The organism is Paraburkholderia sp. RL17-337-BIB-A, assembly GCF_046025895.1.
GTDB classification, from domain to species: Bacteria; Pseudomonadota; Gammaproteobacteria; order Burkholderiales; family Burkholderiaceae; genus Paraburkholderia; species Paraburkholderia fungorum_C.
This window is the reverse complement of record NZ_JARESY010000002.1, coordinates 3,371,694-3,391,482: the sequence shown is the minus strand read 5'-3', so window position 1 is coordinate 3,391,482 and position 19,789 is coordinate 3,371,694. Positions and strand designations below refer to the sequence as shown.

Annotated in this window: 17 protein-coding genes, 1 pseudogene and 1 riboswitch; of the genes and pseudogenes, 8 read left to right on the top strand and 10 right to left on the bottom strand. The window is 63.2% G+C overall.

The features are described 5' to 3' along the window. Positions 1-136: 136 nt before the first annotated feature. Together P0D84_RS35785 and P0D84_RS35780 are read right to left on the bottom strand one after the other, a co-directional pair. Positions 137-409 (bottom strand): annotated as a pseudogene (locus P0D84_RS35785) (helix-turn-helix domain-containing protein); the annotation flags it as partial. Further along, positions 406-741, bottom strand: coding sequence for a type II toxin-antitoxin system RelE/ParE family toxin (locus P0D84_RS35780; RefSeq protein WP_408344911.1), 336 nt, complete (start codon positions 739-741; stop codon positions 406-408). The gene P0D84_RS35780 and the pseudogene P0D84_RS35785, both read right to left, overlap by 4 nt. A gap of 411 nt (positions 742-1,152) precedes the next feature. Here P0D84_RS35780 and P0D84_RS35775 point away from each other — a divergent pair, with 411 nt between their 5' ends. Both P0D84_RS35775 and P0D84_RS35770 read left to right on the top strand, forming a co-directional pair. Further along, positions 1,153-3,423 carry a xanthine dehydrogenase family protein molybdopterin-binding subunit gene (locus P0D84_RS35775; protein WP_408344908.1) on the top strand — a complete coding sequence of 757 codons (2,271 nt, stop codon included), beginning with the start codon at positions 1,153-1,155 and terminating at the stop codon, positions 3,421-3,423. Positions 3,424-3,449: 26 nt separating this feature from the next. Beyond that, positions 3,450-3,911, top strand: coding sequence for a (2Fe-2S)-binding protein (locus P0D84_RS35770; RefSeq protein ID WP_408344905.1), 462 nt, complete (start codon positions 3,450-3,452; stop codon positions 3,909-3,911). Between the two features lie 431 nt (positions 3,912-4,342). On the opposite strand, the gene P0D84_RS35765 is transcribed toward P0D84_RS35770, so the two are convergent. The 7 genes from P0D84_RS35765 to P0D84_RS35735 all read right to left on the bottom strand — a co-directional run bounded on the left by P0D84_RS35765 (position 4,343) and on the right by P0D84_RS35735 (position 13,181). Next, positions 4,343-5,887: an efflux transporter outer membrane subunit gene (locus P0D84_RS35765; protein WP_408344902.1), complete on the bottom strand. Its 1,545-nt coding sequence runs from the start codon at positions 5,885-5,887 to the stop codon at positions 4,343-4,345. Beyond that, a complete protein-coding gene (locus P0D84_RS35760; RefSeq protein ID WP_408344899.1) occupies positions 5,884-7,011 on the bottom strand; it encodes an efflux RND transporter periplasmic adaptor subunit in 1,128 nt (375 codons plus the stop codon). The genes P0D84_RS35765 and P0D84_RS35760 overlap by 4 nt, the downstream gene beginning before the upstream one ends. Then, positions 7,008-7,217 (bottom strand): DUF1656 domain-containing protein, encoded by a 210-nt coding sequence (locus P0D84_RS35755; RefSeq protein ID WP_323045610.1) that lies wholly within the window; start codon positions 7,215-7,217, stop codon positions 7,008-7,010. The genes P0D84_RS35760 and P0D84_RS35755 overlap by 4 nt, the downstream gene beginning before the upstream one ends. A gap of 45 nt (positions 7,218-7,262) precedes the next feature. After that, positions 7,263-9,365, bottom strand: a complete 2,103-nt coding sequence (locus P0D84_RS35750; RefSeq protein WP_408344894.1) for an FUSC family protein — start codon at positions 9,363-9,365, stop codon at positions 7,263-7,265. Positions 9,366-9,371: 6 nt separating this feature from the next. Continuing rightward, entirely contained in the window at positions 9,372-9,833 is a 462-nt protein-coding gene (locus P0D84_RS35745; RefSeq protein ID WP_408344891.1) for a MarR family winged helix-turn-helix transcriptional regulator, read from the bottom strand. A gap of 167 nt (positions 9,834-10,000) precedes the next feature. Then, positions 10,001-11,659: an ATP-binding protein gene (locus P0D84_RS35740; protein WP_408344888.1), complete on the bottom strand. Its 1,659-nt coding sequence runs from the start codon at positions 11,657-11,659 to the stop codon at positions 10,001-10,003. A gap of 4 nt (positions 11,660-11,663) precedes the next feature. Continuing rightward, positions 11,664-13,181: an ATPase domain-containing protein gene (locus tag P0D84_RS35735; RefSeq protein ID WP_408344885.1), complete on the bottom strand. Its 1,518-nt coding sequence runs from the start codon at positions 13,179-13,181 to the stop codon at positions 11,664-11,666. Between the two features lie 229 nt (positions 13,182-13,410). Here P0D84_RS35735 and P0D84_RS35730 point away from each other — a divergent pair, with 229 nt between their 5' ends. Together P0D84_RS35730 and P0D84_RS35725 are read left to right on the top strand one after the other, a co-directional pair. Beyond that, positions 13,411-14,487 carry an alpha/beta hydrolase gene (locus tag P0D84_RS35730; protein WP_408344882.1) on the top strand — a complete coding sequence of 359 codons (1,077 nt, stop codon included), beginning with the start codon at positions 13,411-13,413 and terminating at the stop codon, positions 14,485-14,487. 135 nt (positions 14,488-14,622) lie between these two features. After that, positions 14,623-15,063, top strand: coding sequence for a hypothetical protein (locus P0D84_RS35725; RefSeq protein ID WP_408344879.1), 441 nt, complete (start codon positions 14,623-14,625; stop codon positions 15,061-15,063). Positions 15,064-15,176: 113 nt separating this feature from the next. Here the strand turns inward: P0D84_RS35725 and P0D84_RS35720 are convergent, their stop codons facing one another. Further along, on the bottom strand, positions 15,177-15,752 hold the full coding sequence (locus tag P0D84_RS35720; protein WP_408344876.1) for a histidine phosphatase family protein: 576 nt from the start codon (positions 15,750-15,752) through the stop codon (positions 15,177-15,179). Between the two features lie 97 nt (positions 15,753-15,849). Continuing rightward, a riboswitch (adenosylcobalamin (AdoCbl) riboswitch) is annotated at positions 15,850-15,937 on the top strand. A 53-nt stretch (positions 15,938-15,990) separates the two neighbouring features. On the opposite strand from P0D84_RS35720, the gene P0D84_RS35715 reads away from it, so the two are divergent. The 4 genes from P0D84_RS35715 to P0D84_RS35700 all read left to right on the top strand — a co-directional run bounded on the left by P0D84_RS35715 (position 15,991) and on the right by P0D84_RS35700 (position 19,353). Beyond that, complete coding sequence (locus P0D84_RS35715) at positions 15,991-16,212, top strand: CbtB domain-containing protein (RefSeq protein WP_120348989.1); 222 nt, start codon at positions 15,991-15,993, stop codon at positions 16,210-16,212. An 11-nt stretch (positions 16,213-16,223) separates the two neighbouring features. Further along, entirely contained in the window at positions 16,224-16,970 is a 747-nt protein-coding gene (locus tag P0D84_RS35710; RefSeq protein ID WP_408344873.1) for a CbtA family protein, read from the top strand. 316 nt (positions 16,971-17,286) lie between these two features. Further along, the gene (locus tag P0D84_RS35705; RefSeq protein WP_408344870.1) at positions 17,287-18,471 is read left to right on the top strand and encodes an ABC transporter substrate-binding protein; all 1,185 of its coding nucleotides are present in this window, start codon (positions 17,287-17,289) and stop codon (positions 18,469-18,471) included. 66 nt (positions 18,472-18,537) lie between these two features. Next, positions 18,538-19,353, top strand: coding sequence for a VOC family protein (locus P0D84_RS35700; protein WP_408346302.1), 816 nt, complete (start codon positions 18,538-18,540; stop codon positions 19,351-19,353). Positions 19,354-19,789 lie beyond the last annotated feature (436 nt).

The following is a 19,789-nucleotide window of genomic DNA, read 5'->3' as shown; positions in this document are numbered from 1 at the left end:
CGTCACTCTTACTGCGTCGCGCTGGTGCTTTAGCCGCGGGCTTCTTTGGCGCTACCGGTTTTTTGACTGGTGTTGCAGGCTTTTTGCGCGCTACGGTCTTCACGCTCGCGGTGCCGGCACTGCGCTTCGCAGGGGTGTCCGACACGCGCATCTCGATACGCATGTTTGCCGCTGCCGCCATATTGACCAATGCATCGAGCGCGAACAGATTGATCTTGCCGCGCATGAGATCGGACACACGTGGCTGGGTGACGCAGAAGTGCCTGGCGGCCTCTGCCTGGCTCATTCCGGCACGGGTGATATGGTCCTTGAGTGCCATCATCAGCACCGAACGAAGCTTCATGTTTTGCGCCTGTTCGGGCGTGTCTTCGATGGCGTCCCAGACGCTCGAATATGTTTGATTGCTCATGGCTTAATGCCTTTCAAGTCGCGATAGCGCTGGGTGGCTAGATCCAGATCTGCTTTGCTGGTTTTCTGAGTCTTTTTCTGAAAACAATGAAGCACGTAAACCGCCTCGGCGAACTTGGCCACGTAAATGATACGGAATGCGCCGTTCGCGTCTCGAATTCGGATTTCCCGCACCCCTTGGCCTATCGTGTTCACTGGTTTCCAGTCGTCGGGATCCCGACCGCGCTGGACTTGATCGAGTTGGTGGCCCGCGTCACGTCGAGCCGAGAGCGAGAATTCGCGCAAGTCGTCCAGTGCGCTGCCGCAGAACCTCAATGGTTTCGCATCGATCATGAGATTATACAAAAATTTGTATGAATGGGGAAATCGGACACTCCGGGAAGCCGTTGTTTATATCCCGACCGCGTGGACCGTGAGGGTTGTATAGCGGCTCCATTTGCGATCGATCAACAATGGCACCCTCAGGGGAATACGTCGCATCTTGTCCAACCGTGGATTGGCGAGGTTGCATTGCAGCGTGTCGCTGCTCGTCGGATGGCATTTAATGGAACATCACACGGCATGCGCGGGCGCTTCCACCTTCTTCAGCGCTCATCTGCCCCTATGGCACTGAATGACTTAAACATCCGAATTTCAGTTGCACCCCCGCTCGCCCGTCTTATTAGTGTTCTGAAGTACTAATCCCGAGCGTGCGCCGCGCTTCCACAGCTTCCCCGCCATCGTGCAAGCTGATCGAGTCATACGATGTTAAAGCGCAGAACCTTCCTGCTAGGCGGCGCCGGCGCGCTCGGCGCGTTGCTGGTCGGCTGGTCGGTGTTGCCGCCGGGCCAGCGCCTGACCACCGCCACGCCGCTGCCGGCCGAAGGCAGCCAGCTCGCGCTCAACGGCTGGGTCAAAATCGCCGCCGACAACAGCGTCACGATCATGATGTGCAAAGCGGAAATGGGCCAGGGTATCCACACCGGCCTCGCGATGCTGCTGGCCGAGGAACTGGATGCCGACTGGTCGCACGTTCGAGTGGAAAACTCGCCGATCGACAAGATCTACAACAGCGTGCAGAACATCATCGACGATCTGCCGTTTCGTCCGGACGACGACAGCACGGTCAAGCGCGCCACGGTCTGGCTGACCCGCAAGCTAGTGCGCGACGCCGGCACGATGATGACGGGCGGTTCATCGAGCATGAACGATCTATGGACGCCGATGCGCGAAGCCGGTGCCTCGGCGCGCGCGATGCTGGTCGGCGCGGCGGCCGGTCAATGGAAGGTGCCGCCCGGCGAATGCCGAACGGAAGGCGGCTACGTACTGCACACATCAGGCCACAGGGTGAGCTTCGGCGAACTCTCCACGTTGGCCGCGCAACAACCACTGCCGCGCAAGGTCGCGCTGAAAGATCCTGCGGACTTCAAACTGATCGGCAAGCCGATGCGACGCATCGAAGCCGCGTCGAAAATCAACGGGACTGCCCGGTTTGGCATCGACGCGCTGCCCGACCGTCTCATCTATGCGAGCGTGGTGATGTGTCCGACACTGGGCGGCACGGTGGCGCATTTCGACGCCACGCCCGCCACCAGAATGCCGGGTTTTATCAAGGCGTTCGCGTTACCGCCCTACGCCGGCGGCAGCGGCGCCGTCGCGGTTATCGCGGACAACCCGTTCCGCGCGATGAACGCGGTCAGCGCCGTCAACGTAGTGTGGAACAACGGTCCCGCGGCCACGCTATCGAGCGCGGATGTCGACGCCCACCTCGCGCAAATGCTGGACAGCAGCGACGGCCACGCCTACTACCATCGCGGTGACGCCGACGCCGCATTGAGCGGCGCGGCGCGAACCCTCACCGCCGAGTATCACGCACCGTATCTCGCGCACGGCGCGGTCGAACCGGTGAATTGCACGGTCCAGGTGGCGGACGGCGCGGCCACCGTCTGGGTCTCGACGCAAATGCCGGCCCTCGCGCGGCTGCACGTGGCGAAGGTGCTGGACATCGACACCGACAAGGTCGACGTGCAAACGCAACTGCTCGGCGGTGCTTTCGGGCGCCGTCTCGAACTCGATTTCATCGCGCAAGCCGCGGCGATTGCGCGCGAGGGCGGTGGTCGCCCGGTGCAAACAATCTGGTCGCGTGCGGAGGACTTCACTCATGATTTTTATCGTCCGGCGTGCGTATCGCGATTGAAGGCCGGTTTCGACAAGGACGGCAAGCTGGTCGCGTGGCATGCCACGTCCGCGAGTCAGGCGATCGTGCCGGACGCGCTCGCGCGTTACTACGGCGCGCCCCGTATTCCGATCGACAAGACTACCTGCGAAGGCGCGTTCGATCAGCCCTACGAATGGCCCACCGCGCGCGTGGCACACAAGATCGTCGAATTGCCGGTGCCGATTGGATTCTGGCGATCGGTCGGCCATTCGCATCAGGCGTTTTTCACCGAGGGTTTTACCGACGAACTCGCCGTAGCCACCGGTCAGGACCCGATTGCGTTTCGCGCGTCGCTGCTCGCGCAGCATCCGCGTCACCTGGCCGTGTTAAGGCGCGTTGCCGCGCTATCGGATTGGGGCCGTCCAATGGCTCACCGCGCCGACGGCAGCAAGCAGGCGCGTGGCGTTGCGCTGCACGAAGCGTTCGGCAGTGTCGTCGCGCAAGTGGCGGAGGTATCGGTCGGTCCGAATAAACAGATTCGCGTGCATCGGGTGGTCTGCGTGATCGACTGCGGACTGCCGGTGAATCCGAACCTGATTCGTCAGCAGATGGAGAGCGGCATCGTGTTTGGCCTCTCGACAGCGTTGCAGGACAAAATCACCATCAACGCCGGACAGGTGACGCAGCAGAACTTCGTCGACTTCCCCGTCGTGCGGATGAACGATTGCCCGGTGATCGAAACCGACATCATGCCGAGCCAGATGCACCCGCAAGGCGTCGGCGAACTGGGCGTGCCGCCGGTCGCGCCGGCGGTGGCCAACGCGATATTCGCGCTGACCGGTCAGCGCTTGCGCGCATTGCCGTTGAGGCTTGCATGAAACGCATCGGATTGACGGAGACAAGCATGGGATCGCTGAACATCAACGGCCGGGCGGTGGCCGTGCAAGCCGAACCGGACATGCCGCTTCTGTGGGTGCTGCGCTGCGACCTCGGCATGACCGGCACCAAGTTCGGCTGCGGCGTGGGCATTTGCGGCGCATGCACGATCCATCTGGACGGCAAGGCGGGTCTTGCCTGCCAGACGCCCATGTCGAGCTTGCACTCGCAGAAGATCACGACCATCGAAGGCGTGCAGGGCGCCGAAGCGCAGGCGCTAAAAGCGGCGTGGATCGATCTCGACGTGGTGCAGTGCGGTTATTGCCAGAGCGCGCAGTTGATGGCCGCCTGCGCGCTGCTCAAGCAGAAGCCTGATCCCACCGATGCGGACATCGACGCGGCGATGTCCAACATCGTGTGCCGTTGCGGCACGTATCCGAGGGTGCGGGCGGCGATTCACCAGGCGGCTGCGAAGCGGCGGCCTGTTTAGGGGCTGAAAAACGCTGCGGCGGGCACAGGCGCCCGCGTAAGCCGGTCACTCGCCAATCACGCGGCAATCACGTCAATCACGAGCCAATCAGGCACCAGGCGAACTCAATTCGCCAGCATCTCCACGACCGCGACGACTACCGTGAAAACGCCGATACATCCACCCAGTGTGGCTGCGCCTTGCAGAAAATGCGACATACGTGACCCCATAACGTGGTGTTGAGGCTCGTATTTAACCTGAGTTGAAAGGTAAAAGAAAGCTTTCCGGTGATAGTGATTTACCCGGATGAGGCGAGGCGGAAGGGTTCAGGCCATCGCCGGTTTGCCGCCCACCTGCCCGAAAACGGCGCCTTCCAAAGCAGCGATATCCCCGAGCACTGGATTGGCATTGCAGCGGCCATCCAAGACCCCACCCGAGTCGATGAAACCCTGTCAGGGCGCTTTAGTGGCCGCCGATGGCACGACCTTAGCCGCCGCGGCAGCAGTGGGGGTCGCAGCTCCAGGCCCCGCAGCCCCCGGCGCCGTCTGCGCATCGATCTCCCACCCACCGCCAAGCGCGAGGAACAGATTGACCTGATCGATCGCCACCTGACCTTCCGCGGCCGCGACCTGCGACTTCGTCGAAGTCAGCGTGCGCGTCGCGTCGAGATCCGAAATGAACGACTCGCGTCCCGCTTGATACAGCCGATGCGTTTCATCCGCCGACTCCGTGGCCGATTTCAACGCGGCACGCAGAGCATCGGCGCGGGCTGAATCCGACGCATAGGTCGCGAGGTTGGTCTCGGTTTCGCGCAGCGCGGTCAGCACCACGCCGTCGAACTTCGCCAGCGCCACGTTGCTCGACGCCGCCGCTTCGCGGACCCGGCCACGCGCGCCATTGCTCGGAAAGGTCCAACTGATTAATGGACCGAAGGCCCAACGGGCCGTCGGTGACGTGCCGAGGTCCTCGAGAATCCCGGTCAAACCCGCCGATGCCCCGATGCTCACCGTCGGATATAGCGCGCCGGTTGCAACGCCGATGCGCGCCGTCGACGCCGCCAGTTGGCGTTCGGCCTCGCGCACGTCCGGGCGGCGCTTGAGCAGCGCGGCGCCGTCACCGACCGGGATCGGCTGACGGACTTGCGGCAGCGTGTTGCAGGCCAGCACGGCCGGTGGCAAATCGGACGGTGCGCGCGCCAGCAGTGCCGCGAGCCGGTATTGCGCGATCTGGCGGCGCGCCGTATAGCGTGGGATATCCGCCGACAAGGTATCGACTTGAGTCTGCCCGCGTGTCACGTCAGGCTGATTGCCGCGGCCCGCGTCGCGCAATCGGCGCGACACGTCCACGCGTTGCTTTTGCAACGCCAGCGACTGTTGCGCGATTCGGAGTTCCTCGGCGGCTGAGCATTGTTCGACGTAAGAGCGCACCACGTCGGCCACTACCGTGATCCGCGCGAGATCGCCGGCCGCCTGCACGGATTCCGTATCGGCCGCCGCTGCTTCGACACCCCGCCGCAGCTTGCCGAACAGATCGATTTCGTACGAGATGCTGATGCCGATGTCGCCTTCGTTAGCGACCGGCAGTTTGTTGAACAGCAGATACTGTTCGGCCGATTCCTGAGCCCGCTCGAAGGCCGCCGACGTCTTGCCGGAGAAGCCGCCTTGCGCCTGCGCGACGCCGAGCGCTTCACGCGAACGCGCGAGGTTGGCCGCCGCGACGCGTAAGTCGGTATTCGATTGCAGCGCTTCGTCGACGAGGCTGTTCAGTACCGGATCGTCATAGAGCTTCCACCAGATCGCGGGCACGTCCTGCCGAGTGGTCAGTTTGGCATCGGCGCCTTCGATCGGCGCATTGGCGAGGGGCGCGTTGACCAGAGCCTGCTTCGGCAGGGAGTAATCCGGGCCGACGTTCACGCAGCCGTTGAGCGCCACGGCTAATGGCAACAGCGGCAACAACGGCAGCCGCGGCAATAAGGGCAGGGCACGCGACAGCTTCATTGCGATGCGCCCGACATGACGGCAGCAGATGCCGGCTGCGTAGCCGAAGCAGCTGAGACCGCCGGAACAGCAGACGTAGCCGAAGCCGCCGCCGCCGCCGAAGCCGAAGCCGAAGCCGAAGCCGAAGCCGAAGCCGAAGCCGAAGCCGAAGCCGAAGCCGAAGCCGAAGCCGAAGCCGAAGCCGAAGCCGAAGCCGAAGCCGCCGACGAATCCACCGCGCCCGAAGCCCCCGCAGCCGGACGTGGCTTACCGGTCGGCGACAGCTCGCGCACCGACACCGTCGCCGTGCGGCCGGCGATCAGACGAAAGTCGGTGGGCACCTCGTCGAGCGCCACGCGCACCGGAATCCGCTGCGCGAGCCGCACCCAGCTAAAGGCGGGATTCACATTCGGCAGCAGATTCGACCCTTGCGTGCGGTCGCGGTCTTCAATCCCCGCGACGATGCTTTGCACATGACCACGCAGTACAGTCGGCTCGCCCATTACCTGAATATCGACTCGCTGGCCGATGTCGATGCCGCGCATCTTGGTTTCTTCGAAATACCCGTCGACGCGGAACGAATGCATATCCACCACCGCCAGCACCGCGTGCCCCGCGGAGACGAACTCGCCGGTACGCGGCGCGCGGTCGTTCAGATAACCGTCCACCGGACTCACGATCGTGGTGCGTTGCAGATTGAGCCTGGCGGTATCGATCGCGACGTTCGCATCGGCGAGTGCGGCCTCCGCCGTTTCGACACGCGAGCGGCTTTCTTCCGAGACTTCCGCCGCAACGAGGTTGCCGAGCTGGCGATTACGCGCATCTTCGCGGCGCGCCTGGTCGAGGGTGGCGCGGCGCTGCTGCGCGGTGGCCTGCGCCTGGCGCAGTGCGAGCGCATAGCGGGCCTGATCGATCACGAACAGCACCTGGCCTTGCTTGACCTGCTGGTTATCGGCTACCTCGACCGATGAAATCAGACCTGAGATATCCGGCGCGACCTGGATCACGTCGGCGCGCACGTGGCCATCGCGGGTCCACGGCGCGAACATGTAATAGGCGACCAGTTTCCACAGCACGAAGGCTGCCACCACAACGACGATCAGGGTCAGCAGAATTTGACCGACGGAGAACCAGGTTTTTTTCACGTTATTAGTCTGTGCGAAACGACAACGACAAGGCCCAGCACCAGCACATAGATGCCGAGATCGAAAATGGAACGGTGCCAGACGAAGCGGTAAAAGCCGACGCGTGCGAGCACCGTGCGGATGCCCAGGTTGATCAGATAGGCGATCAACATCAGCACGAGCACGGCCGGCACGAACACGCCGAAGATATCGATTTCACCGATCATCGCGGAAATGGGCAAAGGGATGGATGGGATGGCGGGACGGGCGCATCAGGCAGCGGCTTCCGGCTCGGGCGGCGTGGGTATGAGCAGCGTGGCCGGAAACAGCGAAAGACGCAAGCCGACCAGGGCATGCAGCGCGTCGCGCAATCGGCGCGCCGAGGTTGCCGAGGTCGCGCTCGGTGCGTCGGCATTGGCGAGCCCTTGGGCCGTGACGCGCGCCACGGCTGCATCGATCGACGACATCAAGCTTTGCGGCACCGGTTGGCGCACCCGCAGATCGACACACGATTCGAAGTATTGCTGCACGTCTTCAAGCACATGCGCGATCGCGGCCGGCGCATCGCCGCCGAGTTTGGCGGTCAAGCGGCGTAAATCCAGTGCATTGAAAGCAATGCGCAGATCGCGGAAGCTTTCGATCGACGGATGGCGATGGTCGTCCGTGGCGGCAAGACGCGGGATCAGCTGCATCAGGCGGTCGAGCATGCGCGCGGCGAGATTGCGCGGGTCGTCGATCGTGCGGGTGGAGGCGGTCAGCGCCACGTCGGCCCAACTCGAGCGCAATAGCCGCGAGGCCGCGAGTTCGGCACCGAACGGCCGCGTCACGCGAGTCCACAGATAGGCATAGAGCAAGCCGGCGAGGCCCGCGAGATTGCTGTTCATGAAGATCAGGAAGTCGGCCGAGTAGGCGTCCTGAATGCTGATGAAGGTGGCGGTGTTGACGGCCACCAGCACCGTGACCAGGTTGAACTGCGGGCGCGGCATCAAGGTGCCCACCAGAATGAACGGCGCGGCGAACAGGATGACCAGCATCGCGAAATCATGCACGTGCGGCAGCACGACGAACAGATAGATGCCGGCGGCCACTACGGCGATCGCCGTGGCGACGAAGAACCTGAACACCATGGGCGCGGGCTCGTCGAGCGCGGCGAAGAAGCAGCAGGCCACCGCCGCGAGCGTCACCGCACTGGCGCCGTCTGCCCAGCCGGAACTGATCCACAGGCTGCACGCAATGATCACCGCGGCACCCGCGGAAGCCGCCGAAAACAACATGATGCCGCGGTCGAAGAAGCGCTCGGTGCCGCCCAGCCGCCAATGGCGAAAGCGGGGGCGCCACGAGCCTTCTTCGCGCGTGATGATGATGCGCAGCGAGCGGCAGTCCTGCCAGACGTCGATCACCTGTTTCATGCGCCACAGCGCATTCGAAAGCAGCGCGCTGTCCCAGTTCGCGAGCGCGGCCGGCGGCGGCTGCATCGCCGCGATGCGCGCGCGCAGCGCGTCGGCGGCGAGGTCGGGGTGGATGCCGCGGCTGGCTGCGGGCAGCGGCGCCTCGAACCACTTGATGACGTCGTTGAGCAAGGCTTCGAGGCCCTCGGGCCATGTCTGCCGGCCGCTGTTGTAGAGCGCGATCAGCGGATCGGCCAGCGCCGACGTCATGGGCAGCAGCAACTGCATGCGCCCGCGCAGCTCATGAGTACGGGCCAGAATGTCCGGCCGGGTGTGATCGTAAGCGAGCTGGCTCAGCAGCAGTTCCAGCCCGTTGATCGTGACCGCGATCCGCTGGCGGGCCCCCGAAATCGCCGCGCCGGCAATGCGCCCGGAGAGCGTTTCGGTCGTATAGAACGCGGCGTCGCGAAACCACGCGTCGGTCCGCTCGATGATGGTGGGCGCGAGCCGGCTGGGAAACAGCGCACTGCCGACGATGCTCGCGCACACGATGCCGAGTGTGATCTCTTCGGTGCGGCTGATCGCCAGATCGAACACACCGGCAGGATTGGTCACCGAAGGCAACGCGATGATCGGCATGGTGTAGGCCGCCAGCATAAAGACGTAGCTGCGCGCGGTACGGTCGGCCACCGCCAGATACAGCAGCGTGCCGGTCCATAACGCGACGATCACGCTGAACAGATACGGCGATTCGACGAACGGCGGCACCAGCAGCACCGCGGCCGAGGCGCCGAGCGCAGTGCCGAGCGCACGATAGAGCGCCTTGGAGCGGGTCGCGCCGACAAACGGATTCGACACGATGTAGACGGTGGCCATCGCCCAGTAGGGGCGCGGCAACTCGAGCGCGAGACCGATGTAGAGCGCGATCATCGCCGCCGCAAAAGTCTTGACGGAGAACAACCAGTCGCGAATGGAGGGATAGACCATAAACCGTTACTCGGAATCCCCGCCATTGTGCGGTGGCGCTGCCTCGGCCGTGAAAGCCTTCAGCACGCGCAAGGTCGCTTCGAGATCGCTGCGCGAGATACCTTTCAACGCTTGTGCCCGCAGCGTAACGAGCTCTTCTTCCATTTTTGCCGTGACGGCGCGGCCTTCATCGGTGAGCACCACCGTCTTGGCGCGCCGGTCCTCCGGATCTTCGTCACGGCGCATCAGGCCGGCCGCGCACAACTGATCGAGCAGCCGCACCAGCGATGGCCCTTCAATACCGATGTATTCGGCCAGCGTGACCTGCCGCACCGCTTCGCCGAGACGGCTGGCGGTGAGCAGCGGCGTGGCGCACGCTTCGGAGACGTTGAAGGCCGCGAGCACGCCGTGGCTCGTGCGCCGCCATTTTCTGGCGGCGACGACCAACGTGCTGCTGACGGTGCGGCGCAAGGCATCGAGATTCGTCATGGCCGATATTGTATTTCCAAAATATTCGTTAGCAAACTATTGAATTGCGAATATTTGTGAAGACGCGCTATGTGTAGTGGCTGTAGCGGGGGGGGGGGGGGGCGCCCGCTACAGTCCAAGGCGAGCTTCAGACTGCGTGCACTAAAGGCCGCCCCCGCGGCTTCTTTTCAGGCTGCGAGGCCGAGCCTGACGGTACGCGCCAGGTCGTCGAGCTGGAAGGGTTTGCGCAAGATCGTGCAACGCTTGACGGCGAGGCCGGAAATGTCCACGTCCGCATAACCGGTCGCGAGGATCACCGGCAGGTCCTCGCGCATCTTGCGCGCCGCGGCGATCACGTCGATGCCGTTCATGCCGGGCATCGCGAAGTCGACCACCAGCAGGTCGGGGTTGTCGTCTTGCAATCGATTCAGCCCGGCCTGTCCGTCAGCGGCTTCGGTCACGGTGTAGCCGAGCATGCGCAAACACTCGACCAGCATTGCTCGCACTTCGCCGTCGTCTTCGACGACCAGCACGCGCTTCACGCCGACCGCATTCTCCTCGACGTCGGATACCGCTTCGGTCTGCGAGGTCACGCGCTCGCGCAACGGCAGCCAGATCTCCACCGTGGTGCCCACACGCTCTTCGCTAAAGAGACGTGCGGTGCCGCCGGCTTGCCGCGCGATGCCGTAGACCTGGCTCAAGCCAAGGCCCGTGCCTTTGCCGATCGGCTTGGTCGTGAAGAATGGATCGAACACGCGCGAGACCACGTCGGGGGCGATCCCCGAGCCGGTGTCGGCGACTTCGAGCACGATATACCGGCCCTCCTCGAGCGTTTGATCGGGGGCTGTGCGCTCTTTCACGTGAATGGCGAGCTGACCGCCATTGGGCATCGCGTCGCGCGCATTGATCGTCAGATTGAGGATGGCCAGTTCGAGCTGATTGGCGTCGGCATGGGTCCACATTTCCTCGCAATCGAATTCGGTGGTGTAACGGATGCTCGAGCCGAGCGACACGGTGATGATGTCGCGCATGCCTTGCAGCAAGGTCACCACGTCCACCGCTTTCAGATCGAGATTGCTGTTGCGCGAGAAGGTCAACAACTGCCCCGTCAGTTTCGCGCCTCGCTCGGTTGCACGTTTGACGGTGGCAGCCATGGCGCGAATGCGATCGTCGCTGCCCACCCGCGCGATCAACTCCGAGTTGACCATGATGACGTTCAGCAGGTTGTTGAAGTCGTGCGCGATGCCGCCGGTGAGCTGCCCGAGTGCTTCCATCTTCTGCGATTGCACCAGCACGGCCTGCACTTTGGCGCGCTCGTGAATCTCCATCATCAGCCGGTTGTTGGCGGACGCGAGCTCGTGCGTGCGCTCGGCGATGCGGCTCTCCAGCGAATCGTTGAGTTGCACTAGCGCCTCTTGCGCCTCGATCAGCTCGGCCAGATGGCGGCGCGACTCGTACTGCCGCGAGCGCGCCCGCAGCGCCGAGCCTACCGCGCGCCGCAGCGTTTCCGAGTTCAGCGGGCGCTCGAGGACCACTACGTTGCCGAGCCGCTCGAGCACTTCGAGGCTGCGAGCCGAACGGCGTCCGACGCGATTGGCGGCGAGCAGAATGAAGGGGAAGTCGGACCACGCCGGCTGTTGTTCGAGCCAGTCGAACAGACGCGATGCATGGCCGTCCGCGAGGGCTTCCTCGGCGATCAGCGCGCTGCCCGCGCCGATGCCCAGCGCTTCGGCGAGGACATTGGCGTCACGGCATGCAACGGAGGTACGGGCGTCCTTCTGCAGGACTTCGGCAATCACATCGGCGTCGCGGCCAAACGGCGCCAGGATAAGGACGCGTTGCTCCATATCGTTACTGCCGGGACGTGTCGATGAGACGATCCTGCGCGCCTAGCAGGGCGGTGCTGCCGCGATAGGCAGGCAGGCCGGAGAGCACGCCTTCGAAGTCGCGCAATGCCTCGCCGACTTCCACGCCGCCGCGGCCGAGCCGGAACTGGCGGATCGAGCGTTCGTGCGCGTTGGCACGGCTCTTCACGGCGGTCACGGCCGTCAGTACTTCGCCATGATGTTCGAAATAGCGGAACAGCACGACCACGTCGCTCAAATAGCTGATGTCGAGATCGTTCTGCACTTCGCCGATGATGCCGTGCTGACCGAGCACCAGCATCGTGACGACGCCTTGCTGGTTCAGATAGCCGAGCAATTCATGCATCTGCAGCAGCAGATAGCGCTCACCGGGCATGGCCTGGAGATAGGCGTTCAGACTGTCGATGGCGACGTACTTCACGCCTTTCTTTTCGACCGAGTCGCGCACGTCGCTCGCGAATTCGCCGGGCGAGATTTCTGCCGGATCGATCTGGCGCAGCGTCAGCAAGCCGCTTTCGACGTGCGGCGCGAGGTACATGCCGAGCGTCGCGCAGCGGATCATCAGCGTGGTGAGGGTTTCGTCGAACACGTAGTAGACGCAGCGCTCGCCACGTTCGAGCGCCGCGATCAGGCACGACACCACCGTGGTGGTTTTGCCGACACCCGATGGGCCGATCATCAGCGCGTTGGTGCCGGGAATCAGGCCGCCGCCGAGCAGCGCGTCGAGGCCATCCGTGCCGGTGCTGAGCACGTCGGTCTTGAACGCCGCGTGATGCTCGGCCGCTACCAGCCGGGGATAAACGTGGATGCCGCCGGTGTCGAGCGTGAAGTCGTGATAGCCCTCGCGGAACTTGATGCCGCGCATCTTGGCGACGCGCATGCGCCGCCGGTTGCCGCCGTAGTCGTGCACGAGATTGTCGAGGGCGATCACGCCATGCGCGATGCTGTGCAACTGGACATCGCCGGGGTCCGACGAATTGTCGTCGAGTAGCAGCACCGTGCATTCGCGGGTGGCGAAATAGCGCTTGAGCGCGAGAATCTGCCGGCGATAACGCAACGGGTTTTGCGACAACAGACGTAACTCGGAGAGACTGTCGAGCACGATGCGCGCGGGCTTGAGTTCGTCGACTTGCTCGATGACGTTGCGCACGGTCTCGCCGAGCTCGACTTCGGCCGGGTGCAACACCGTTTGCTCGTAGCGCGGATCGAGGCCTTCGTCGGACAGCAGTTCAAGAATCGTGAACCGGCTGAGGTCCCAGCCGTGGCTGTCCGCGACCGAGATCAACTCGGCGCGTGTCTCGGACAGCGTGATGTACAAGCCCACTTGGCCTTCTGCCACGCCCTTGAGTAAGAATTGCAACGCAAGGGTAGTTTTACCTGTGCCGGGCGCGCCTTCGACAAGGTACATGCGGTGGGGGGTGAAGCCGCCTCCGAGAATGTCGTCGATACCTTCGATTCCGGAGGAGAGGCGGGCCGGCGAAGCGGCAGCAGGTATGTTGGGCATGGCGTAGCGTCTGCGTCGATGAGGGTGTTGTCTTCCGAGCCGGTCCGGATCGAACGCAATTTGTATGCCTACGCGCGCCGGTCTGGCTGTGCCAAAGCGGCTTTACCGGTTTCCGCCAGACCGGCGTGACGCTCGGCATTCGCCACCGGTTCTGAGTTTTGGGCTTTCAACGACGGATTTGACGATGCGCTGCGTTCAAGGCAGTGCACGGTGATCAGGAGCAAGCTGAATGACATTTAATCTTTCCCGGCGTCGGGCGGTGGGGTGCGCAATAGCGGGGGCTGCAATGCTGGCCTTGCTCACGCAACCGGCCTTCGCGGTGCACGCCTACGGGCCGCATCTGAAGCCGGTGGCGACGGTCTCGGATACGCGGTTCACGATCGTCACGCCGCAAGGGCAAGCTGAGTTTCCGCTGTATCTGTCGAAGGATTGGAACGTCGCACAGCCGCAGGTGACACGTGCGGTGATCGTGATTCACGGCAAACTGCGCAACGCGGACGTGTACTTTCGCACCGCGCAGAATGCACGCGAGGCCGCCCACGCGGACGCGGACAGCACGCTCCTGATCGCGCCGCAATTTCTCGCCACGCTCGACTTGCGCGTGCATGACGAACCGGCCGATCTGCTGCGCTGGACCGGCAACGCGTGGTTGGGCGGCGAAGCAGCGCAGGCGCCGCTGGCCATCAGCTCGTACGAGGTGCTGGACGCGATCGTGACGCGCCTCGCGGATCGCAAGCTGTTTCCAAATCTGCGGCATGTCGTGTTCGCCGGGCATTCGGGCGGCGGGCAGGTGGTGCAACGTTACGCGGTGGCGGCGCGTAACGTCGCCGTGCTGACCGCTGAAGGCATCGACGTGCGCTATGTGGTGGCGAGTCCGTCGACGTATGCGTATTTCGACGCGCAACGGCCGAATGCGCAAGGGCTGGCGGCGCCGTTCGATGCCGCGCAGTGCGCCGACTTCAATCAATGGAAATACGGCATGGATAATCGGCCGTCTTATCTCGACGACCGTACGCCCGCGCAACTCGAAGCGACTTATGCGTCGCGCCGGATCGACTACCTGGTCGGCGGCGCGGACGACGATCCGCAGCAAAGCGCGCTCGACAAAACCTGTGCCGCCGAAGCGCAGGGTCCGCAGCGTGTGGCGCGTGCCGAAGCGTATCACCGCTATATCCAGTCGCGTCATCCGGAAGGCCTGAAGCAGAGCTTTCATATCGTGCCGGGCGTGGGCCACAACGGTGCGCGCATGCTGACGTCGGTCTGCGCCCTGTCGGCGATGTTCGACACCAAAGGATGCGAGCAATGATGCGCGGCGCAAAAACGGGCTATGCAGGGCAATGGACTTCGCCGACGAAGGCGTTAGTTGTCGGTATGCGTGGGCACGAAGCGTGCTGTCGCGCTAATGCCATCTGTGAGCCACCTTTCGAAGGACTGCGCCGACATGAACAAGACCAGAATGCTCGCCGCCGCGATTGCCGCTGTATCGCTGAGCGCGTTGCTGCCGTGCAGCGCGAATGCCGACGATGCGCCTAGCCCGTGCGCATCGCTCAAACGAATCGTCGCGGCGGCCCCGGACGGTTTGGCCTCGCTGACGCCGGACGATGGCAAGGGCGTCGCGCAACCCTATGGCGACGACGCGCAATGTTCAGCGAGCGGTGGCAATTACCAATGTACGTGGACGCCGCACCATGACGCCGGTTCCAGTGCGGATGCATTGCAGGCTGTCGCGGCGGACATCGCGTCGTGTTTGCCGGACGCGACGCATGACCAGAATTCGCCGGGACGTCAGCATTTTTATCTCGGGACGCGGGCCAAGCGGACTGATATTGCGTTGACGCGGGCTGATTCGAACAAGCTGAGGTTGGTTGTATCGGGGAAATAAGTCAGCCCATGCGGGTTCGAATGGGTTGTGCGTGCGCGGCGCGCCATACCCATCTGGCCCATTTATCTATTGTCATCGTACTTTCCCCGGCAAAGGGGAGACTTCGGCGACTGTTATTGCGACGCCGGCCACCATGTCCAACCGCGTCGCGTGCGTCGCAACTCGACCATCGAAAGCGGCGCGATCTCGATGCGCGAAAACACCTGCGGCGACGCCCCGAGTGCACGAACGATGGCGGCTCGGATCACCGGTGCGTGCGTGACGGCTACGACATTTTGCGTATCGCGCGCTTCTTCGTCCAACGCATCGAGCCACTGTCCTATCCGTTTCACGAGCCGACTGAAGGACTCGCCGCCGTGCGCGACGGCGTCGGGATCGTGTGTCCATGCGGTGAGATCTTGCGGCGCTTCGATGGCGAGATCGGCGAGGCGGCGGCCATGCCATAGACCGTAGTCGATATCCGCTAGTCCCTCGTGGACCGCCGCGCCGAGACCCAAGGCCGAGGCCGTTTCGCGCGCGCAAACCGAAGGGCTGACGAAAGCCGCCGCATCCTCCGGAATCGACAGGCGCCCACGCGCGGCGCCTGCTTCGGCGAGGCCGCGTGCGTCGAGCGGATCGTCGGCGGGGAAGCGGCCCGCGCGCATCGCCGCGGTCGCTGCGTGGCTGATCAGTAACAGCCTTGTATCCATTCAGTTGATTTCCGTGGAGCCCAGACTAAAGTAAGACGCATGAGGCGCATGCTCTGCGTAGCCGGGACGTCAAGTTTAGCGCGTAGAATAGCGGCACTGCGAAGCACGGAAGCCGGTGAGAGCCCGGCGCGGTCGCGCCACTGTAATCGGCATTCACAAGCCGAAAGCCAGACCTGAGCTTCGCACCATTCCTCTTCAATCGACTATCGGGGCGCGTTACCCCCAGGAGATGTCCATTATGTCCAACGCTGTTTTCGATTCCGCGACCCAGCCCGTCGCTCAACCCACGCCGATTCCGCTGCGTGAGTTGCTGCCTTGGGTCGTGTTCGGCGGCTTGCTGCTGTTGCTCGCGATCTATTTCGTTGGGGCCGAAGAAGGCGCCACGTCGCTCGTGCCTGGCATGTATGTGCATGAATTCGTGCACGACGGCCGCCATCTGCTCGGCTTTCCCTGTCACTAACGGAGTCGAACATGGTTGGTAAATTGTTGGTACGCGGCATGCTTGCGGGCATCGCCGCGGGATTGCTCACGTTCGGCTTCGCCAGAGTGGTGGGCGAGCCGCAGGTGGATCAGGCGATTTCCTTCGAGGAAAAGGCCGACGCCGCCAAAGGCGAAGCGCCCGAACCCGAGCTGGTGAGCCGCGGTACACAAGCGGGGCTCGGATTGTTGACCGGCGTGGTGACGTACGGCGCCGCCTTCGGCGGGCTGTTCTCATTGGTGTTCGCGTTTGCGTATGGCCGCGTTGGTGCGTTGAGTGCCCGCGCGTTGTCTGCGTGGCTGGCGCTTGGCGCGTTTATCACACTGGTCATCGTCCCGAACATTAAATACCCGGCGAATCCCCCTTCGGTGGGTGACCCCGAGACGATCGGGATGCGGACGGGCTTGTTCTTTCTGATGATTGCGATCTCGGTGGCCGCGATGGTGTTTTCGCTGAAGGTGCGGCGTCGGATGGCGCTGACGTTGGGCGCGTGGAATGGCTCGATTGTGGCTGCTGCGGTGTTTGTCGTGATCATTGCTGCCGTGCAGTTGTCGATGCCGGTGATCAACGAAGTGCCCGCGGCTTTCCCGGCGGTGCTGTTGTGGAAGTTTCGCGTCGCGGCAATCGGGATGCAGGTGGTTATGTGGACGACCATTGGGTTGCTGTTCGGCGCAATAGTCGAGCGGAGCAAGCTGCTGGCGCCCGCGAACCGCAGCGCGGCGAAGTCCGCTTACCTTTGATGTGAGAGGCGCGGCCGTGAAGGCCGCGACGAAGGCGCTTACTTTTTGATGAAGAGCGGCCGCGAACGCCGCGGTGAAGTCCGATTACGCCCGATGCAAAGGCGCGACCGCGCCAGCGGTCACGCCGACGTGCAGTACGAGAGAAGCCCAATACATCAAGTACTTGGCGCGCTTGCCAGAATGTTATCCACAGGCTTGCGAACATTTTCTGTGGACAAGTTCCCCGGCCGCATAACGATATGTGAATCGCTTGGTTGCCCGAAGCCGGGACACATCCGACACTCACTCCAATCTCATGCATATCGAGGCTGGAGCCATGTCGAACACGTCAAGCCTGCGCCCATCGTGGGCCATTCATATCGCGGCAGTTCTGCTGCTGGCCGCATCGGCAATCACGACGTCAACGGCAATCGCCGCGCCACCTTCGGGCGAGCCGATCCTGATCGGCGTCAGCGGCCCGCTTACCGGCCAGAACGCTCAGTACGGCGCTCAGTGGAAGGCCGGCTTCGATCTCGCGCTGGATGAAATCAACAGCCACAATGGCATCAACGGCCGCCCGCTGAACTATGTCTTCGAGGACAGCCAGAGCGACCCACGCCAATCCATCACGATCGCGCAAAAATTCGTCAACGATCCGCACATCCTGATCGAACTCGGCGACTTCTCAAGTCCCGCTTCAATGGCCGCCTCGCCGATTTATCAGCATGCCGGCCTCGTGCAACTCGGCTTTACCAACTCGCATCCTGACTTCACCAAAGGCGGCGACTATATCTGGAGTCCGTCCGTCAGCCAGGCCGACGCCCAGCCGCTGCTCGCCGACCTCGCCGTGAAGACGCTCGGCCTCAAGCGTGTCGCCGTGCTCTATCTGAACACCGACTGGGGACGCACCAGCAAAGACGTCTTCGTCAAAGCCGCCAACGAACGCGGCGCGCAAGTCGTTGCGGCCGAAGGCTATCAGCCGGCCGAGAAAGATTTCCGCGCGACGCTGGTGCGCGTGAGCGCTGCCAACCCCGACGGCATCGTGCTGATCTCGTACTACTCGGATGGCGCGCAGATCGCCCGCCAGGCGCGCACGAGCGGCATCAACCTGCCGATCGCCGCAGCCAGTTCGGTGTATTCGCCGAAATTCCTCGAACTCGGCGGTCCGGCCGTGAACGGCGTGGCAACCAACACTAGTTTCTTCCCTGGCGAATCCGGGCCTGAGGTACAGAGCTTCGTCAAACGCTTCGAGGCGAAATATCATCGCGAGCCGGACGCATTCAATGCCTATGCGTACGACGCCGTCATCATCGCGGCCTATGCGCTGCGTGCTGGTGGCCCCGACCGCAAAGCCGTGCGCGATGCGCTGCCGAAGCTGCACGATATTCCGAGCGTCGTGTTCGGCAAGGCTAATTTCGATCCGGTGACGCGTCGTGTGATCGGTGTGAAGAACATCAACGTGGTGGTGAAGAACGACAAGTGGGCGTTGCTTGAGAGCAAGGCAACGGTTGTGCAGAAGTAGGTGTCACGGTGTCCTTTGAACTATCTGATCAATCACGACATCCACGACATCCGTGACACTTGCGCCATGAGCCTGTTACTCGATCACATCGTTATTCGCGTCCACGACCTGACGGAGACCATTGAAGATTTCACCGCGCTCGGTTTCACCGTGCAGCAAGGCGGCACGCACGCCGACGGCGTGACGCACAACGCGCTGATCGGTTTCGCCGACGGCAGTTACATCGAGCTGATCGCTTTCTTGCAGCCGGCGCCGCAGCGTCGCTGGTGGGACGTGGGGCAGCGTCATGGCGATGGCTTTGTCGACTACGCGTTGCTGCCGTCGAGTGTGGGTGCTGTGATCGATGCGGCGCACGGGCGCGGATTGCAATACGACGGCCCGCAGGCGGGTGGTCGTGTGCGTCCCGATGGCGCGCGGCTGGAGTGGCAGACTGGCCGGCCGCGGACCAGTGATTTGCCGTTCCTGTGCGGGGATGTCACGCCGCGTGAACTGCGTGTCGCGGAGGGCGCGGTGCGTGAACATGCGAACGGCGTGCGAGGGGTGGCGAGTTTGACGGTCGCGGTGGAGGATCTGAAGGTAAGTTTGCAGCGGTATAGGGCGTTGCTCGGGGTGAGCGAGCAGGAGACGCGGGTGGTGGCTTTGCCGGGGCTCGGGGCGGTGTCGGCGACGGTTTCGGTTGGCGACACGTCGGTTGTGTTGTTGAGCCCTGTGCGTGTCGATGCCGCGAGTGTCGCCACCGAAGGCGCGGCGTTGCGTCGGCAACTTGCCACGCGCGGGGAAGGGGTGTTTGGGGTTGCGCTGCGCGCTGATGGGCACGCGGAGTCGCGGGTGCTCGATCGTGAGCGGACGCATGGTGCATGGTTTGAGATCGCTGCGGGGTGAAGGGGCGGTGTTATCGCGCGCAGCGTGCAGGAATGTAGGCAGATCAAATACTTAGGGTTGTTGTCGGAACGTTATCCACAGCCTTGCGAACAAAAACCGGGGATAACTCCTTGGTGTTCGCTCAAACGCTAGCCGCTGACGCATAGCTTCGTTTTCATGGGGACTCACAGTCTCTTTTCTTCTCGGCCCGATGCGGCCTTTTAGCCTCCATCTGATTTTGCACAGAAATTTTTCGTGACTGGATTAGTCGCGAGGGCTTTTCTGCGTCTATTTTTCTCGTTGCCGTCGTCGCTACTTGTTGATCGACTACATGGTCTTTCGTGATTTCTCAGGGATTGTTCTGACCGTATCGAGAGCCTCGGTGTGAGAGGCCAAGGAAGTCGTAAGTTTAGGATTTGTCGGATTCCCGCGACGGAGCCTTCCTTATAGGGTGCTT

Coding starts and splice junctions, on each gene's coding strand:
- P0D84_RS35775 (WP_408344908.1), top strand. CDS start 1,153: ATGTTAAAGCGCAGAACCTTCCTGCTAGGCGGCGCCGGCGCGCTCGGC.
- P0D84_RS35710 (WP_408344873.1), top strand. CDS start 16,224: ATGGTTGGTAAATTGTTGGTACGCGGCATGCTTGCGGGCATCGCCGCG.
- P0D84_RS35780 (WP_408344911.1), bottom strand. CDS start 741: ATGATCGATGCGAAACCATTGAGGTTCTGCGGCAGCGCACTGGACGAC.
- P0D84_RS35730 (WP_408344882.1), top strand. CDS start 13,411: ATGACATTTAATCTTTCCCGGCGTCGGGCGGTGGGGTGCGCAATAGCG.
- P0D84_RS35715 (WP_120348989.1), top strand. CDS start 15,991: ATGTCCAACGCTGTTTTCGATTCCGCGACCCAGCCCGTCGCTCAACCC.
- P0D84_RS35755 (WP_323045610.1), bottom strand. CDS start 7,217: ATGATCGGTGAAATCGATATCTTCGGCGTGTTCGTGCCGGCCGTGCTC.
- P0D84_RS35740 (WP_408344888.1), bottom strand. CDS start 11,659: ATGGAGCAACGCGTCCTTATCCTGGCGCCGTTTGGCCGCGACGCCGAT.
- P0D84_RS35725 (WP_408344879.1), top strand. CDS start 14,623: ATGAACAAGACCAGAATGCTCGCCGCCGCGATTGCCGCTGTATCGCTG.
- P0D84_RS35770 (WP_408344905.1), top strand. CDS start 3,450: ATGGGATCGCTGAACATCAACGGCCGGGCGGTGGCCGTGCAAGCCGAA.
- P0D84_RS35700 (WP_408346302.1), top strand. CDS start 18,538: ATGAGCCTGTTACTCGATCACATCGTTATTCGCGTCCACGACCTGACG.
- P0D84_RS35735 (WP_408344885.1), bottom strand. CDS start 13,181: ATGCCCAACATACCTGCTGCCGCTTCGCCGGCCCGCCTCTCCTCCGGA.
- P0D84_RS35745 (WP_408344891.1), bottom strand. CDS start 9,833: ATGACGAATCTCGATGCCTTGCGCCGCACCGTCAGCAGCACGTTGGTC.
- P0D84_RS35705 (WP_408344870.1), top strand. CDS start 17,287: ATGTCGAACACGTCAAGCCTGCGCCCATCGTGGGCCATTCATATCGCG.
- P0D84_RS35765 (WP_408344902.1), bottom strand. CDS start 5,887: ATGAAGCTGTCGCGTGCCCTGCCCTTATTGCCGCGGCTGCCGTTGTTG.
- P0D84_RS35720 (WP_408344876.1), bottom strand. CDS start 15,752: ATGGATACAAGGCTGTTACTGATCAGCCACGCAGCGACCGCGGCGATG.
- P0D84_RS35750 (WP_408344894.1), bottom strand. CDS start 9,365: ATGGTCTATCCCTCCATTCGCGACTGGTTGTTCTCCGTCAAGACTTTT.